Annotated in this window: 16 protein-coding genes and 3 pseudogenes; 12 read left to right on the top strand and 7 right to left on the bottom strand. The window is 37.9% G+C overall.

All coding sequences use genetic code 11. The features are described 5' to 3' along the window. Window positions 1-777: 777 nt before the first annotated feature. The 3 genes and pseudogenes from WA279_RS16355 to WA279_RS16345 all read left to right on the top strand — a co-directional run bounded on the left by WA279_RS16355 (window position 778) and on the right by WA279_RS16345 (window position 1,882). Window positions 778-1,107: an HIT domain-containing protein gene (locus tag WA279_RS16355; RefSeq protein ID WP_336156018.1), complete on the top strand. Its 330-nt coding sequence runs from the start codon at window positions 778-780 to the stop codon at window positions 1,105-1,107. 33 nt (window positions 1,108-1,140) lie between these two features. After that, a complete protein-coding gene (locus tag WA279_RS16350) occupies window positions 1,141-1,425 on the top strand; it encodes a hypothetical protein (RefSeq protein ID WP_029727212.1) in 285 nt (94 codons plus the stop codon). A gap of 101 nt (window positions 1,426-1,526) precedes the next feature. Continuing rightward, window positions 1,527-1,882: pseudogene (locus WA279_RS16345) on the top strand (hypothetical protein). Window positions 1,883-1,915: 33 nt separating this feature from the next. Here WA279_RS16345 and WA279_RS16340 read toward each other — a convergent pair. Beyond that, window positions 1,916-2,252, bottom strand: a pseudogene (locus WA279_RS16340) (helix-turn-helix domain-containing protein). Window positions 2,253-2,422: 170 nt separating this feature from the next. Here WA279_RS16340 and WA279_RS16335 point away from each other — a divergent pair. The 3 genes from WA279_RS16335 to ppsA all read left to right on the top strand — a co-directional run bounded on the left by WA279_RS16335 (window position 2,423) and on the right by ppsA (window position 7,165). Next, a complete protein-coding gene (locus tag WA279_RS16335; protein WP_014477028.1) occupies window positions 2,423-2,662 on the top strand; it encodes a TM2 domain-containing protein in 240 nt (79 codons plus the stop codon). A 586-nt stretch (window positions 2,663-3,248) separates the two neighbouring features. Then, complete coding sequence (xynA, locus tag WA279_RS16330) at window positions 3,249-3,890, top strand: endo-1,4-beta-xylanase XynA (protein WP_015251938.1); 642 nt, start codon at window positions 3,249-3,251, stop codon at window positions 3,888-3,890. 674 nt (window positions 3,891-4,564) lie between these two features. Beyond that, on the top strand, window positions 4,565-7,165 hold the full coding sequence (gene ppsA / locus WA279_RS16325) for a phosphoenolpyruvate synthase (RefSeq protein WP_336156015.1): 2,601 nt from the start codon (window positions 4,565-4,567) through the stop codon (window positions 7,163-7,165). A gap of 299 nt (window positions 7,166-7,464) precedes the next feature. On the opposite strand, the gene WA279_RS16320 is transcribed toward ppsA, so the two are convergent. After that, on the bottom strand, window positions 7,465-7,728 hold the full coding sequence (locus WA279_RS16320; RefSeq protein WP_080529402.1) for a hypothetical protein: 264 nt from the start codon (window positions 7,726-7,728) through the stop codon (window positions 7,465-7,467). 178 nt (window positions 7,729-7,906) lie between these two features. Here WA279_RS16320 and WA279_RS16315 point away from each other — a divergent pair, with 178 nt between their 5' ends. After that, the gene (locus WA279_RS16315; protein ID WP_336156012.1) at window positions 7,907-8,095 is read left to right on the top strand and encodes a hypothetical protein; all 189 of its coding nucleotides are present in this window, start codon (window positions 7,907-7,909) and stop codon (window positions 8,093-8,095) included. 419 nt (window positions 8,096-8,514) lie between these two features. Then, the gene (locus tag WA279_RS16305; RefSeq protein WP_336156010.1) at window positions 8,515-8,886 is read left to right on the top strand and encodes a DUF3221 domain-containing protein; all 372 of its coding nucleotides are present in this window, start codon (window positions 8,515-8,517) and stop codon (window positions 8,884-8,886) included. Between the two features lie 239 nt (window positions 8,887-9,125). Here the strand turns inward: WA279_RS16305 and bla are convergent, their stop codons facing one another. After that, on the bottom strand, window positions 9,126-10,046 hold the full coding sequence (gene bla / locus WA279_RS16300) for a class A beta-lactamase (RefSeq protein ID WP_336156008.1): 921 nt from the start codon (window positions 10,044-10,046) through the stop codon (window positions 9,126-9,128). Between the two features lie 300 nt (window positions 10,047-10,346). Between bla and WA279_RS16295 the strand changes: the two genes are divergently transcribed. Next, window positions 10,347-10,979, top strand: a complete 633-nt coding sequence (locus WA279_RS16295; RefSeq protein ID WP_336156006.1) for a type 1 glutamine amidotransferase family protein — start codon at window positions 10,347-10,349, stop codon at window positions 10,977-10,979. Window positions 10,980-11,242: 263 nt separating this feature from the next. Then, window positions 11,243-11,674: a hypothetical protein gene (locus WA279_RS16290; protein ID WP_336156005.1), complete on the top strand. Its 432-nt coding sequence runs from the start codon at window positions 11,243-11,245 to the stop codon at window positions 11,672-11,674. Window positions 11,675-11,839: 165 nt separating this feature from the next. Here WA279_RS16290 and WA279_RS16285 read toward each other — a convergent pair whose 3' ends face one another. Continuing rightward, window positions 11,840-12,718 (bottom strand): DMT family transporter, encoded by an 879-nt coding sequence (locus WA279_RS16285; RefSeq protein WP_327829484.1) that lies wholly within the window; start codon window positions 12,716-12,718, stop codon window positions 11,840-11,842. Window positions 12,719-12,818: 100 nt separating this feature from the next. Here WA279_RS16285 and WA279_RS16280 point away from each other — a divergent pair, with 100 nt between their 5' ends. Continuing rightward, window positions 12,819-13,691 (top strand): LysR family transcriptional regulator, encoded by an 873-nt coding sequence (locus WA279_RS16280; protein WP_336156003.1) that lies wholly within the window; start codon window positions 12,819-12,821, stop codon window positions 13,689-13,691. A gap of 122 nt (window positions 13,692-13,813) precedes the next feature. Here the strand turns inward: WA279_RS16280 and WA279_RS16275 are convergent, their stop codons facing one another. The 3 genes and pseudogenes from WA279_RS16275 to WA279_RS16265 all read right to left on the bottom strand — a co-directional run bounded on the left by WA279_RS16275 (window position 13,814) and on the right by WA279_RS16265 (window position 15,459). Then, window positions 13,814-14,608: a DUF817 domain-containing protein gene (locus WA279_RS16275; RefSeq protein WP_070549131.1), complete on the bottom strand. Its 795-nt coding sequence runs from the start codon at window positions 14,606-14,608 to the stop codon at window positions 13,814-13,816. Between the two features lie 126 nt (window positions 14,609-14,734). Then, window positions 14,735-14,967, bottom strand: a pseudogene (locus WA279_RS16270) (helix-turn-helix domain-containing protein). Between the two features lie 9 nt (window positions 14,968-14,976). Then, the gene (locus WA279_RS16265; protein WP_015251949.1) at window positions 14,977-15,459 is read right to left on the bottom strand and encodes a DUF2975 domain-containing protein; all 483 of its coding nucleotides are present in this window, start codon (window positions 15,457-15,459) and stop codon (window positions 14,977-14,979) included. A 346-nt stretch (window positions 15,460-15,805) separates the two neighbouring features. Between WA279_RS16265 and WA279_RS16260 the strand changes: the two genes are divergently transcribed. Further along, window positions 15,806-16,717: a VanW family protein gene (locus tag WA279_RS16260; RefSeq protein WP_015714063.1), complete on the top strand. Its 912-nt coding sequence runs from the start codon at window positions 15,806-15,808 to the stop codon at window positions 16,715-16,717. Window positions 16,718-16,749 lie beyond the last annotated feature (32 nt).

Below are 16,749 nucleotides of genomic sequence, written 5' to 3'. Positions count from 1 at the left end.
TTTTATTGTCCAGCTTTTTCGGGATTGTGCTATCGCTTATAGGGCTATTATTTGGAGTCCTAACAGATTTCTTTATTTCAGGTATTGCACGGCTTATGGGTGTTTTAGCTGGTCTCCTCGTATTACTTAGCTTGAAGTCAAGAAACACAGAAATGCAGGCATTTATAGTGAGTTCTAGTACCGCGTTAGGAATAATGGGTGCAGGAATTTTATATCTTCCAGCAGCTATTGTCAATGTCTTAATTGGTTTCAAACTAAACAAAAATTTAAAAGAAGAAAACGCTAAGGAACAGATCTGAATAGACTGCTTTTTGTTTAGTATGACCATGGAAAATTGTAGTATAATAGTAATAAAATAATCATTTTATTGTGAGGTTTAGAGGGTGCTTAAAGAAAGAGGACAAATAGGTCAAGAATTTGGCGCGGAAGAAATTGCCGACTATTTAAAATCAAAGAGTTATAAACCAAAAATTTAAGTTAGTCACTATCGAGATCACTTTGGTGGCTCTATAACCTTTTGGTACAGACTTAGGAAATACTATATAGCTCTTATACAATTTGATACCCCCGAGATGGAGATCCGTTAAGCACTAAAAGTGGCTTTACCCAATTAGGTATGGATTCTAAAGGACAAGCAGAAAAATAATGATTCATTTGATTGCCCACTTTAACGGCTGGTACATAACTAACAAAGAGCCAAATCCTCGAGAAGAGCATTGGATTAATTTATATATTGACTATGAGGATCGAAGCTAAACGCTGTTGGGAGGATTAATAATGACTGAAGATTTTTATTGCGATGAAGTATTAAGTGGAAAAACAAAAGTAAATAAAGTCTTTGAAACCGAGAAAGTCTTAGCGTATCATCATACAAGACCTTTTTGGCCAGTCCATATAGTTGCAATTCCAAAAAAGCATATTTCTTCTTTAATAACTTTGGAAGAAGGGGATAACGAGCTACTACTTGAGTTGCTTGGTGTGATAAAAAAGGTTGCAGCTATGGTAACAAAAGAAAACGGTTCTTGTAGAGTACTTACAAACTTGGGAGAATATCAGGATTCGAAGCATCTACATTGGCATATAGCTTCGGGAGAGCCATTAAGATAAAAGAATCCTTTTAATCAAAAGGTGTGAAACTAAATGGATTTGTACATATTTATAATAGTTATTAATTGTTTAGCAGCTATAACTACCATTGTACTTACCTTTTTTAAATCAAAACTTACAATTGTACCTATATTAAACTTTTTGTTTTCTTTGATAACAGCAATAACAACAGAGTATAACGCCTGGACAATCACTTTAATAATTATAAGTTTAATTCTTTTGGGAGTTTTTTCAGCTGTTAAAAAATATGCTCAAGTTGAATACCATTGCTCACAAGCATCTGTCCTATTTGGAGGAGTTCCAACCATAAAAGAATGAATTAGAAAAGCAACTGCAGAAAGAAATCCTAAAGCAATAATCCTCTAATGTTCTCTAAAGGGATTGAGACAGTTGCAAGGAATGGTGAACCGTACACAGTTTTGAACGATTTACTGTTTGCTGCAGGCAATTTACATATTGGTCTGGGGTACGATTATTTAAAGTGCATTGCCTTACTAATCAATGTCAAAAGATTTTTTAGTTTAACAGAGTCATATGGAATATTTATGATAAATTAGCTGTTGCTGCTATGAAGGGTGTGCAATTTGATCAGTTTGAGGAAGCTTACAAAGCTTATAAAGAAACAGTTGAAATAAATCGAAATTGCTTAGTGGACTTTTTAAGTGCTTTAATTACTCTGATAAAACCAGGTGAGAAGCCACAAAAAGCTGGTGAAAGTTTAGCTATCATCATGAATAAACTTCTTGAAATGAGTCCAGAAAATTCAATAAAATAATTGTTTTATGCAAAAGCCCTTATGCGGACTTTACTAATTGTTGTTTGCAGTAATCAACTTCAAAATTTTCCGGATAGGATTTAACATCTCAGGGGTAAGTTTATATCCATCCCAGTGAATATCGGATTTCTAAAAACTCTTTTAGATTCTTTCTTTTCACTTTAGGATCAGGATCATCTGTTAACCTAAGTATGTAATCAACTGAAACATCTTATAGTCTAGCTAAAGTAACCAATTTGTCCAATGGTGGTTTTTTGCTTTCAGCTTCATACCCGCCGTAACTTGATTTTGCAATTCTAATTTTCTCAGCTAACTGTTCCATTGTTAATTTGTGTGCCTTTCGTAATTGACGTAATCTTTGGCCATACATTTTGAATAAACGCCTCCCAAAACCATCTAGTTCAATTATATGAGCTTTCATTTCTCAATAAAATAAAAAATCTCAAAAAAATTTCAAAACTTTCACGATTTCTGGTGGAAAATGCATTATAATGTGAAAGCATTACTTTAAAAATGGCAGCAATGAACTAGGAGGAAGTCATGGTAAGCAAGAAGAACAAAATTGTAGCGGCATTATTAGCATTTTTCTTCGGGGGTCTGGGAATACATAAGTTTTATTTGGGAAGAGTAGGACAAGGTATTCTATATATTTTGTTTTGCTGGACTGGTATTCCGTCTATTATCGCATTTATTGAATTCATTATTTTTCTTTGTGGAAGCGAAGAAGCGTTTGATCAAAAGTACAATTTTTATTACTTCCAGCAGCAATCTAAAGCTTAATTTTAAAGAGGGATATACAGTCCCTCTTTAAATAAAATAAGAATTTTAAAGATATTTATTTTGAATTGGAGGCTCGGTTACATCCCACAGTTACCCTGATTGTCAATTCTTTTTTTTCTTTTTCAGAGCCCTTTCAAATAAAAATCTTTTTGGTCAATAATTCTAATTGAGCAGTTCTTTCTTAGTATAACCTTAATTGTTTTCTTCTTCAGTTCTTCATATTCTTCATAAATTTGCTTCCCTTCATTAGACAAGCGGCAGCTACAATAATTTCACAATCTCTAATGTATATCTCCTTTATTTGAAATGGTTCAATGGGAATTCATTACAGATATTACTCCATCTGAATTAGAAACAAGAGTTGTGATCCTACGAAAAAAGGATCAGGATATGGTGGAAGAAGACCACTTATAATGTGTTTCTAGGTATTTGTAATTAAATTACAAATACTTTTAATATTCACTCGTGAATTCGTGTTATTATACTGAAGGGGACGATCAAAAGCTTTGGCGTTAGTAATTAAGAATGTTTTAAATGTATACGAGTGCTACCTCAAAGTCGGAAAAAATATTATAGGAGGTAACATATGTTTAAGTTTAAAAAGAATTTCTTAGTTGGATTATCGGCAGCTTTAATGAGTATTAGCTTGTTTTCGGCAACCGCCTCTGCAGCTAGCACAGACTACTGGCAAAATTGGACTGATGGGGGCGGTATAGTAAACGCCGTCAATGGGTCTGGCGGGAATTACAGTGTTAATTGGTCTAATACCGGAAATTTCGTTGTTGGTAAAGGTTGGACTACAGGTTCGCCATTTAGGACGATAAACTATAATGCCGGAGTTTGGGCACCGAATGGCAATGGATATTTAACTTTATATGGTTGGACGAGATCACCTCTCATAGAATATTATGTAGTGGATTCATGGGGTACTTATAGACCTACTGGAACGTATAAAGGTACTGTAAAAAGTGATGGGGGTACATATGACATATATACAACTACACGTTATAACGCACCTTCCATTGATGGCGATCGCACTACTTTTACGCAGTACTGGAGTGTTCGCCAGACGAAGAGACCAACTGGAAGCAACGCTACAATCACTTTCAGCAATCATGTGAACGCATGGAAGAGCCATGGAATGAATCTGGGCAGTAATTGGGCTTACCAAGTCATGGCGACAGAAGGATATCAAAGTAGTGGAAGTTCTAACGTAACAGTGTGGTAGCAGATCATCTTTAATCAGGGGTAGCTAACGGGCTGCTGATCGTTCCTTGAGAAGTTTTATAATCAATGATTATTAAAATCGTTAGTATGGTTAAAGGTTGTTTTCTACTAAGAGAACGGCCTTGGCATTGCTGGTGGTAGGGTATTCTCCATCTGGTTTTAAAACTTTTCCTATAGGTTAATAGAATGGTATTTAAATGAGAATGCTATCAATTTTTTGTAGTCAGCGCTTCCTCACAACAGATACCTTTACATAACCCTTCTATATCAAACATAAGCCTTACTCAAAATAAAAATATCTCAGTAGTTAGCCAGATCCTCATAACTTTATACTAGTTAAAGGTGGGACTGTTAAGAACAAAAAGTCTAATTTATAAATGGGGACTCTACGGAACAAGACAGGTTAGTTCGAAAAGAACCCAACTTTAGGATTTCCTTAGAGGGTTGTATCAGCTCGAACCAAGTTTTTTAATGCGAATAGCTATGGAAATTAAGAAAGAACCTGGTGAAATTGCCCAGGTTCTTTTTATTTTTTATATTGCACAAAAATAGCCACGGTGATATAATCACACTACGTGCGCTTTCTAGTTAGAAGTTATAGATGTCCATCTTATAATTTTATTATATCCTGCTAGGAAGCTCTTGTCAATATTTTTTTTGAAGGGGAGATGTAGAATGAGTTCTTTGGTTCTCGGTTTACATGAAATTGAAAAAACACAGCTTTCGCTTGTTGGAGGAAAAGGGTTACATTTAGGGGAATTATCAAAAATTCAAGGTATACAAGTACCAGAAGGATTTTGTGTCACAACAGTAGGATATCAAAAAGCCATCGAACAAAACGAAACGTTACAAGTGTTGTTGGATCAATTGACCATGCTAAAAGTTGAGGACCGAGATCAAATTGGTAAAATCAGCAGAAAGATTCGGCAAATCATTATGGAAGTAGGCATTCCTTCTGATGTTGTGAAAGCAGTTGCTCAATATCTCTCCCAGTTTGGCGAGGAACATGCCTATGCCGTGCGTTCTAGTGCGACTGCTGAAGATTTACCACATGCTTCTTTTGCCGGTCAACAAGACACCTATTTAAATATTATTGGCGTCGATGCAATCTTGCAGCATATCAGTAAATGCTGGGCGTCCCTATTTACGGATCGCGCGGTTATTTACCGTATGCAAAATGGATTTGACCACAGCCAAGTTTATTTATCCGTTATCGTTCAAAGGATGGTTTTCCCTCAAGCTTCGGGGATTTTATTTACCGCTGATCCGATTACCTCCAACCGAAAGGTGTTATCCATCGATGCCGGTTTTGGACTTGGTGAAGCACTGGTTTCCGGCTTGGTATCTGCTGATTGTTATAAAGTACAGGATGGGCAAATCATCGATAAGAGAATAGCAACTAAAAAATTGGCTATCTACGGACGAAAAGAAGGCGGAACAGAAACACAGCAGATCAATTCTGATCAGCAAAAGGCTCAAACACTGACTGATGAACAAATTTTACAGCTGGCACGCATTGGAAGACAGATCGAAGCTCATTTCGGCCAGGCTCAAGATATCGAATGGTGTTTGGCCCGCGATACTTTTTATATTGTACAGAGTCGTCCAATCACTACTTTATTTCCCATTCCTGAAGCGAGTGACCAAGAAAATCACGTCTATATTTCTGTTGGTCATCAACAAATGATGACGGATGCCATAAAACCACTGGGATTGTCTTTTTTTCTGTTGACGACTGCTGCACCCATGCGTAAAGCCGGTGGAAGGCTATTTGTTGATGTCACACATCATCTGGCATCCCCTGACAGCAGAGAAGTTTTCTTAAAAGGCATGGGGCAGCACGATCAGCTCTTAAAAGACGCACTTATGACCATAATAAACCGACGAGATTTCATAAAGTCGATACCAAATGATAAAACAGCACCCAATCCCAGCAGAGGCAATGCAGATATGCCGGCTCAAGTTGAAAACGATCCGACAATCGTGTCTGATTTGATTGAGAGCAGTCAAACATCGATAGAAGAGTTAAAACAAAACATCCAAACGAAATCAGGATCAGATTTATTTCGTTTTATTCTAAAAGATATCCAAGAATTAAAGAAGATTTTATTTAACCCAGAAAGTTCGGTTGTGATTCGAACTGCTATGAATGCTTCATTATGGATTAACGAAAAAATGAACGAGTGGTTAGGTGAAAAAAACGCAGCAGATACGCTTTCTCAATCTGTACCCCATAATATTACTTCAGAAATGGGTCTTGCGCTATTAGACGTCGCAGATGTGATTCGTCCTTATCCAGAGGTAATTGATTACTTACAACATGTAAAAGATGATAATTTTTTGGATGAACTGGCTAAGTTTGATGGCGGAAGCAAAACCCGAGACGCGATCTATGATTATCTCAGCAAATACGGAATGCGATGTACCGGAGAAATTGATATTACAAGAACTCGATGGAGCGAAAAACCAACTACACTTGTCCCAATGATTCTTAATAATATTAAAAATTTTGAGCCTAATGTCGGCCATCGGAAATTTGAGCAAGGGCGACAGGAAGCTTTGAAGAAAGAACAAGAGTTATTAGATCGATTAAAGCAATTACCGGATGGTGAACAAAAAGCCAAAGAAACAAAACGAATGATAGATATCATCCGGAATTTCAGCGGGTTTAGGGAATATCCAAAATACGGCATGGTTAATCGATACTTCGTTTATAAGCAGGCTTTACTGAAAGAAGCCGAACGACTCGTGGAAGCGGGGGTTATTCATGAGAAAGAAGATATATATTATCTCACTTTTAAAGAACTTCACGAAGTCGTACGCACACATAAACTGGATTATCAAATCATCAGCACACGAAAAGACGAGTACAAACTATATGAAAAACTATCTCCACCACGTGTTATCACGTCTGATGGTGAAATCGTTACAGGTGAGTATAAACGAGAAAATCTCCCAGCCGGAGCGATTGTAGGTCTACCTGTTTCCTCCGGAGTGATAGAGGGGCGAGCGCGTGTCATTTTAAACATGGAAGATGCTGATTTAGAAGATGGAGATATATTAGTTACCTCCTTTACCGATCCAAGCTGGACACCATTGTTTGTATCCATAAAAGGCCTAGTCACCGAAGTTGGGGGGCTGATGACCCATGGAGCTGTTATAGCCCGTGAATATGGCTTACCTGCAGTTGTTGGCGTTGAAAATGCTGCCAAGCTGATAACAGATGGGCAACGAATTCGCGTTCATGGTACAGAAGGCTACATTGAAATCTTATAATGTCTGATGTGTGTAGAGAACCATCAGATATTCCGCCATCAGCCCTAACTAGAAGTTGGGAGGCTGCAATTGTACCGAATGATAAAGTTCCCGTTGAACTAACGAAGATCGATAGCCCATTAAGAAAAGCTGGAACCTCTTGGAGGAGGTCTGGCTTCTCTATATAAAATTGGCGTAGTGTGCAAAAGCCGCATTTTGCGGGCGGCGCTTCTTTAAAGTGAATTTTTTATTACCAGCATTTAAACTTGTATTTGTGCTTAAAACAAGAGAAAAAGGAGCTAAAAAGCTCCTTTATAAATTTAAACAACTTTTGTATAAATAGCCGTGTAAAACCCGATTGAGTAATCAAAATAATGACGTGTAAGCTTATAAGTATAACCGTTGTATTCTATTGTTGGCTGGAAGTCCATTGGCAGAGGACTAATGCGGTATATAGTGTCATAATCATATTCATCACTTTTTACTGCAACCTCAGACGAAGTGCCAGCAGCCAATGCGGGAACCGCGGATATGAGCATGCCAAAGGATAAAGCAGAACTCAATAAGATTTTCCTAATCTTCAATTACATCAACTCCATTTACAATTTATACATATATTATGTTGTAATTGGAAGTTTTTTAGAAGTGAATAATGGATCATAAAAAGTGAAAATCTCGATTTTAGCGGAATAAGAGTAAGGGTATGGTTCGAAGACAACCACATACAAACATTTGAGAAAGAACAAAAAGAAGTAGATCCGTTTGGTGAATGTCCCTGTTGTTTATTTTAAAGATCAAAAAGAGTTTAAAATGGCCGGTATTACATTAATGACACGCCAAAATGTTGCTATTTACGAAAACAAAGAGAGGAAGAAAAAATTGGTTCAGGTAGTTTTATCTATAGATAGAGGTGGCCACAAAAGCAGCTTAGAAATAAGCTTAAACAAATAATACTCCCACAAAGGGAGGGTTACTTTACTTTTTAACTAAAGTGTATGTCAATAAATAATGAATAAAAAATACGAAATATAAGATATTGCTTTTGAAGAACTTGTTTTATGTTTTTGGAATGTATAGATAAGTGCAAAACCCAAGAAGAAAACTGTTACAAACCAAGAAGTGTATTGTGGAAAGATGGCGACCACCAATACCATGATTGTTGAAAAAATAAATGAAGAGTAATGAGTTACTTTATGATCATCATTCAATGAAATTACCTCTACGAATTTTTACCCGATTTAGTCTGTGTATTAACAGCTTGTAAAAGATTCAATATGAGAAAATGAAGAAGTTTCTGGATAGATTTACACTACAGTTTATTGATATGTAGTTATGGAGTGAGATTGTTTAACATGACGGGAGGGAGAAAGATGCCGAAAATCGGAGTAAGCTTGATAGTGCTCATTATACTCATTATTTTCCTTGCAGGCTGCAATAAAAATGAACAACACGGAGACGAAACAAAGATGCAGAGCCTAGTAGGCTATGTTGTGCTTAAAGACAATGAAAGGGCAATTCTCATTACCGATACAAAAGCTCCAGTAAAAGAAGATTACAATCTTTCTGAAGGACAACTTATGAACAAGTTTAAAAATAACATAATAATTGTAGGATTAAGTGAGATTGATAACACAGAAGATCTCAAAAGAGGTGAAAAAATAAAAGTGTTGTTCCATACACGAAAAGAGTCAAATCCACCAAGTGCAACGATACAACAATATAAATTATTACAAAAAAAATAATTGAATTCTCGTATAGATAACCTCTGATGGTCTGTTTCAAACTTTACTTGGTTTCATAAATGAAAACTTGCCATTCATGTTAACGATTCGTGTTTTAAGATACTTAAAGAAAGAGAGGTATTAGTGAGAATATGAAAAAACCGTTCATTAAAAATGAACGGCGGGGTTTACAAAAGTAATGTCTTTTTTCCTTTATGGCAAAAGGATAAAGGAATTCGCAATATTGTACTTCAAATTTTTTATTTGAGATCGTTAAGGACGACTTTTGCAGCCTCAGCGATAAGAGCATTATCATAATTAGCATCTTTCGTAAAGCGGTTTGACAGAATTGCCAAAACAATAGGAGCTCTGTTTGGCGGCCAAACGATAGCAATGTCGTTTCGTGTCCCGTAACTTCCGGCTCCGGATTTATCGCCGACTTCCCATCCTATTGGAGCGCCTGCCCGAATCAGTTCGTCACCAGTAGCATTGCCTCGCATCCAATCGGTTAAGATCGTGCGTTTGTCAGTCGTGAGAGTGTTATCTAAAGTGAAAGCTTTAAGATCGGTTGCCAGTGCTTTTGCGGTGCTGGTGTCACGAATATCACCAGGAATCGCAGAGTTTAGATCCGTCTCGAATCGTTTAGCTTTCGTTACATGATCCCCAATCTGTTTCAGTGACTTTTCAAAACCTTTAGGGCCGCCAAGCTGTTGCAACAAGATGTTCCCAGCGGTATTATCGCTGTAACGGATAGCCGCTTCCGAGATTTCTTTTAGACTCATGCCTGTATCTAGGTGTTTCTCTGTGATTGGAGAATATGTAACAAGATCGTCCTTGCTGTAGCGGATGACTTCATTAAGTTTTTCAATTGAGTTTTTCTTCAGGACAGCAGCTGCGGCTAGAACTTTATAGGTTGATGCGTAAGCAAATCGCTCATTCGGCCGATAGGCGATTGTCTTGTTTGAACCTGTATCAATTGCATAAACACCAAGCCTGGCATCAAATTTTTTCTCAAGTTGAACAAATTTTTTATTCGTTATACAGCTTGCCATGTTTGTGTCTTCTATGGATTTTGCTTCGGCATGCGTTGAGCTGTAAAAAGGTGTGAAACCAGTAATGCTTAAACATAAAAGCCCAACACATATTCCGAATTTTATTGACGTTTTATTTTTCAACTTCATCAGGCCTCCTCATTCAAATGATTTTGTATTACCTTCTAATTCACATCACAAAAGCAGGAATGAAATCGAGATATTTCCAATGAAATGTTTCCCATGACAGTTAGTGTAACAAACCCCTTTGAGCTAGTAAACATAGAATCAATTGATCTTATATTTTCAATAAGTTGGGAGAACAAGGGCAATTGCCCACCTACATGGTATTATATAAGAATAGGCAAATCAGATTACATATGCTGACAATGGCTGTCAGCAAAGTCATCTATTAGAAAGCTTTATCAATTGTGATTGGAGTGTTATTGGATGCAAACGAGAAAAGTTTATCTCTACGTATTTCACACAATGTCAGACTGGGAATATGGATATTTAATTGCGGAACTAAACTCAGGGAGATACTTTAAACAAGATGCAGCATCTTTAAAAGTAGTTACAGTAGGGGTTAATAAAGAAATGATAACTACGTTGGGAGGATTAAGCATAAAACCAGATATTTCTCTTGACGAATGTACTCTTGGGAGTCAAAATCTTATCATTTTACCCGGAGGAAACACTTGGGGAGAAGATATTCATCAGCCGATCTTGAAAAAAGTTGGCGACGCTTTAAAGCTCGGCACGACTATTGCTGCAATTTGTGGGGCAACCTTGGGCCTCGCGAATGAAGGATACTTAAATTCGAGAAAGCACACAAGCAATGACCTAGAGTATATGAAAATGGTCTGCCCTAATTACAAAGGAGAAACACTATATGAAAAGGAACCAGCAGTATCTGATAAAAATTTGGTTACTGCATCAGGAATTGCTCCTCTGGAATTTGCGGTAGAAGTATTGAAAAAATTAGATGTATTTGCACCAGATACATTGCGTTCATGGTATAAGCTAAATAAGACTCAAAAGCCTGAATATTTCTTTGAGCTAATGAATACAATAAATCGATAGAAAACACTTTAGCAGTTTTTTGTAGTGCTCCTGAACTTATAGGAGCATTTTTTATATGTGTCTAGGAGCTAAATAAAGAAATGCAGAAACTCTAAAAAAGAATATAGATTGGTAGGCCTTATTTCGAATAGAGTTTGATTTGGGTTAAAACTGTTCTTATTAAGGCTCATTTCATGGTGCTAAAGATTCATTTGGAGAAGACTGTCTTGATCAGAACAGACCCTTCCAATATATTGAAGTAAAAGATATCGGGAGGAACTCTTTTGAAAAAGATGTTGATGTTAGCTTTTACATTTCTTTTGGCTTTCACTATCCATGTAGGGGAAGCTTCGGCCGTTATCGTGAAAGATGAGGAGAAAGTGAGTTTTACAATGACAGAAAATGAAAAATGGTTTATGAAGTCTGATGACCAAAATTCAAACCGTTGGACATCTCACTTTGGGTACAGATTCACCATTTTCGATACTGAAGGATGTACAATTAACGCAAGAATCATGCGAATGACTTTGTCAGGATATGAAATAACCGTTAGTGAAAAAAACTTCTCGGGGGATCATTTTGATTTGAGTGCAACTGATCGAGTTGAGACGATGCCTTATAAGACTCATTATTTGATTTTGACAAAAGATCCAGATTGCGGAGATGTTAAAGTAAAAGGTCTATACGGTTTTCAGTTTGATCAGCCAGAATGGTAATAAAAAAGAATCTGGATTCTCACCAGCCTAAACGCCAGCCAAGCTAATGTCTACATGCAGACATTAGCTTTTTTCATTGTTTAATAGGCTGTCGTCACGATTCTAGAAGACTTATAGTCGTCTCCTGTCACATGAAGCCCAAATGACAGGGGAAATGTATATCATTCACACTTTCCGTCGTGAAAATGTAAATGTATTCATAAAAATCCCGCAGCATATCAGCAGTGCGCCGAGGATAATATTGATGGTGATCTGTTCGTTCAATTGCAGCCATCCAAAGAATAGGGCCAATACGGGAACAAACATTAATGCCATGGATGCTTTTGACGCTTGGATTTGATTGAGCACCCAAAACCATACGACAAAGGTAAAGCCGGTGGAAAGCAAGCCATTAAACAGCAATGACCACACCGCCTGATATGTCCACTCGGCTGAAGGGACCGGCTCCAATATAAAGGAAAACACCAATAACATGACGGCTCCCATCATAAGGTGCCAGGCATTCATGTGAATAATATCGATATGCTTGAATTGTAGCTTGCTGAACACATTCGCGATTCCCCAGCTAAGCGCTGCCGCAAGTACGCACAGCTCCCCAAATAAAGCGCTTTGATCGATATTGAGCATTTCCTTTCCAAATATAAATAACAGTCCGAAGAGGCCGCAGACCAGTCCCATCGTTTTATACACATTCATTTTCTCGTTTAATGAAAAATGGCTGATCACCGTAACAAATATAGGCATTGTATATACTAAAACAGAGGTTTTCCCTGAATCGACAAACTGCATTCCATACGTCAAAATCCCCATATAGCCCAGCCCCATCAACAGGCTCATGATGATATAGCTTTTGAGATGTTCTTTTTGAATTGAAAGCTTTTTTCTTTGGATGAAGAGAATGAGAAATAAAGGAACTGCTCCGATGAACAGGCGCAAACCCGAAAATAAAAGCGGGGGGATGTCATGAATTCCTACTTTCATCGCAACCCAAGTATAACCCCAAATAAGTGTGACAGATATGATTCCCAGCATAACTTTTACCATAATGAAGCCGCCTTTCTTGTTTAAATATCGTGCTGGTTTCTATCATATGTTACATTTATGTATAACTGAAATACATTTTTATTATTGGGGGTATAACCAAATGGTTATGAACATGAACCATCTTCACATATTTGTAAAAGTCGGGGAGAAATTAAATATTACAGAAGCGGCAAAAGAATTGTTCATCTCTCAGCCGGCGGTAAGCAAAGCGATAAAAAACCTGGAGAGCTCACTGCAGCTCAAATTATTGATCAGGGATAAACATCATGGTTTAATGCTGACTGACATCGGAAAAGAAATATTGCTGCTGGCGAGGCAAATGAAGGGAATTGAAAGCAAAATATATCAAGTAGCCAACCGGGAAAACAAGCTGTTAAACGGGAAGGTGAAAATTGGTTCATTTCCTGCAGTTTCAACAAATATCATGCCACAGGCGATTGCGGCATTCAGATCAAACTACCCGCTGATCCGCATAGAATTGATCGAAGGAACCTCTGAACAAATAAAAGGATGGGTTGAAGATCGGACGGTTGATATCGGGATCGCAGCATCTCCATTTGAACCGTTTGAAAATCAGCTATTGTGTAACGACTATATGGTGGCCGTCATCCCGCCACAGCGTGACGAATTAAAACTTGAAAAGCATGTCGACCTTGAAACATATCAAGATGACCTCATTTTTTGTAAAGGCGGTCATGAAATCGCGATGTCAAACGCATTTTCGCAATACAACATCGAATTAAAGGAAAACTTAACTGTGCAAAATGCCGAAACCTTAATTAATATGGTTAAAAATAATTTGGGTATCGGCATCATTTCAAACTTTACACTTTCATCCGTCCCGCATCAATTGATTAAAAAGGACATCTTTCCTAGGGTCACACGCGATATTGGCGTCATCGCACATTCATTTGAAGAGATAACGCCGGCGGCGCATGAGTTTGTCAAAGTGTTGAAAGCAGTTGTAATCTGAATCAGTTATCGTGTTGCGATGAAATTTGAAGAAGATGAATACTCACCGGCAGAGTTACATAAAAGAAAAAAGCAACCATTTGAACGTTGCTTTTCACTCTATTGGGACCTTGTATGCGTATGCTAAGAAAAAGATTCATCCATCTCTGCCTTTGTGGGACTCTGCTCCTTAACTTGTTTTAATGATGCTACTATAAGAAAGCTAACAATCACTAGCAAGAGCCATGAACTTACCTTTCCAAGGTGTACAAGACTCCATGTATCGATTTGGTTTGGATATTTCCAAGCTCCAAAAAACGTAGCGATATTTTCCGCTATCCATATAAAAAATCCGATGAGTACAAAAGAAAGTGCGAGCGGCATACGGTAACGAGCTCCATTCACCTCGTATGTAACCCATGTTTGCCAAAAGACAATGATGACAAGCCCAGATAACCACCATCGAATATCTATAGAAAAATGGTGGGTGAAAAAATTCAAATAAATCGCTGCGGCAAGCGGAACAACTGCAAAAAAAGGCGGCCACTTAACCAGCTCAACCTTAAGCCTTCTCCATGCCTGGCACAAATAACTGGCTACACTTGCGTACATAAAGCCGCTATACAAAGGTACTCCAAATATTTTGGAGTATCCTTCTTCTGGATAAGACCAGGAGCCCATATGGACTTTAAAAAGTTCCAAAGCAAGCCCAATGAGGTGGAATAATGTGATCACTTTTAATTCATCCCGTGTTTCAAGACCGGAACGCACCATCCACAATTGCATGAGAACGCAGATAATGAGCAGCCAGTCATATCGCGGCAAGAAGGGCAGTGGGATGATTTGCGTAATAGCCAAAGAGGCAAAAATAACGGCAGGAAACAAACATGAAAGGGCTTGTTCCCAGCCAAAATGAACGATTTGTTTTATTGCTCTCATGATGTATGCCTCCTCCATAGTTGTATTCTTCGTGTATGGAAGGGACGCTTAGTATAGTAGCTAGATGGATATAAGTTTATGTCCATAAGCTCACCGCCAATCACTTTATTTTTCTGTTGATCTTACCTATTTTTTTACGAATCCTGTGTGGCTTCATTACTTCGGTATTCCAATATATCCCCGGGCTGACATTCTAAAGCCTTGCAAATCGCTTCTAAAGTTGATAATCGAATAGCCTTTGCTTTTCCGTTTTTCAATATCGAAAGATTAGCCATGGTGATGCCAACTCTCTCTGAAAGCTCTGTTACGCTCATTTTCCTCTTAGCAAGCATCACATCAATGTTGATAATAATCGCCATGTCATCACCTCAGACCGTTAAGTCATTTTCTGATTTTATATCTATCGCTTCTTTTAACAGTTTTTGAAGAACAGCAGCAAAGACCGCAATCACCATTGAAGCAAAAATAATAACCAATCCGATCACAATGATACCCGGGGCGTCGTCTATCTCGGCCATCAGATAAAAGACAGGCATGCCTGCTGCGTAAAAGATACTGATAGTGACTGCGCAATATTTTATATTCTTCAAAGCTCTTACAGACAAACCCGAGAAAGCTTTGTTTTTGTCAATATAGCTTAAAAGTTTGAACGCTTGATAAAGAGCAAAGTAAAAAGGTATCGCCGTTACATACAAATAGATGAAAACGAGATATTTTATATAAGCGATATTTGGAAATAATTCTGCTGAATAGTTAGCTATCTTAGGCACTAAAAAAATGCATAAAGCAAGAATTGGAATTCCAATAAGAACCAAAGCTATCTTTAAAAAAATTGTCGACATTCGATTCATAACAAGCACCTCATTTATTTGTTGTCTAATTGAATGTAACAAAAAATTTATCGTTTCTCAATAAAAAAATATTGAAATGGATTGATTTGTTGTTGTTATAGGAGACCCTTTTCATTTTTGACAAGACAAAAAAGCATCCCTCATCACTGGGAGATGCTGAACTACTTCAAACTTGCCGACTGAATGAACCGTGTGCCTCAGTGAGCTCAGGGATCGGTGTGAACATAAAGCTAAGCTCTTTTATGAAGGTTTTTATCAACGTCTAAAGATTCAAACAAACGATGGGAAGAAATACATCAAAGGATAAGCGGCTGTTCATACTAATGATCGGGAGGTAAACCGACTTATGATACAAATTTTGATCACTGGTCTTTTTTTATTGGCTCAGCCGAGTGAGCCGCAGGACAGTTTAACGGTCACACAGCAAGGACGGACGATTGCCACTGTTAACCGTGAAGACTTTACAATGCCTCTTCCCGGCACTCCAATGGTTGACTATGAAAAATACAGTAAATTCATCAAACAGCTTGATCAGAAAGTGTACCGTGAGCCGATAAATGCTGTCCTTAACGATCATGGAAGCATCGTCCCGGGCAGGGTTGGCTACAAACTGTATCAACAGGCGTTTATGGAAAAGTTTTATGCGTATTTTTATGGGCAAGGTCCCTCCAAGATAGAAGTGCCGGAAATGAACATTTATCCGAAAGTTGACAGCGAGCTGCTAGCTCACATCAGTACGCAGCAGCTTGGTCAGTACGTGACGTATTTTAACTCAAGCAATAAAAGCCGTTCACACAATATTTCTCTTTCTGCAAAAGCAATCGACAATCACGTTGTTTTCCCTAATGAGACGTTTTCGTTTAACCAAGTTGTGGGAATGAGAACTCGGAACAAAGGATATAAAAGTGCACCCATTATTGTAAAAGGGGAGTTGTCTGAAGGTGTAGGAGGAGGAATTTGTCAGGTGTCCTCAACTCTATTTAATGCAGTCGATCGTGCAGGACTGCAGATCGTTCAGCGCTATTCTCATACTAGAAGTGTACCATATGTACCGCCCGGACGGGATGCGACGGTAAGCTGGGGAGGTCCTGACTTTCGCTTTCAAAACCAATATAACCAACCAATCTTAATTCGGGCAAAAAGGTATGGCGGAAGTATGATTATTACGCTATACTCTTCTGATGTGATAAACAGCAAATTGAGAAAAATCCCCAAAGCTCCATCTCGGATACCGAAAGAAATAAATGCAGAGCAGTAAAGACAAAACCTCAGGTAAGGTTTTGGTTAAGA

The organism is Bacillus sp. 204(2023) (genome assembly GCF_037027505.1).
Classification (GTDB): domain Bacteria; phylum Bacillota; class Bacilli; order Bacillales; family Bacillaceae; genus Bacillus; species Bacillus subtilis.
This window is presented reverse-complemented; position numbering and strand designations above follow the sequence as displayed.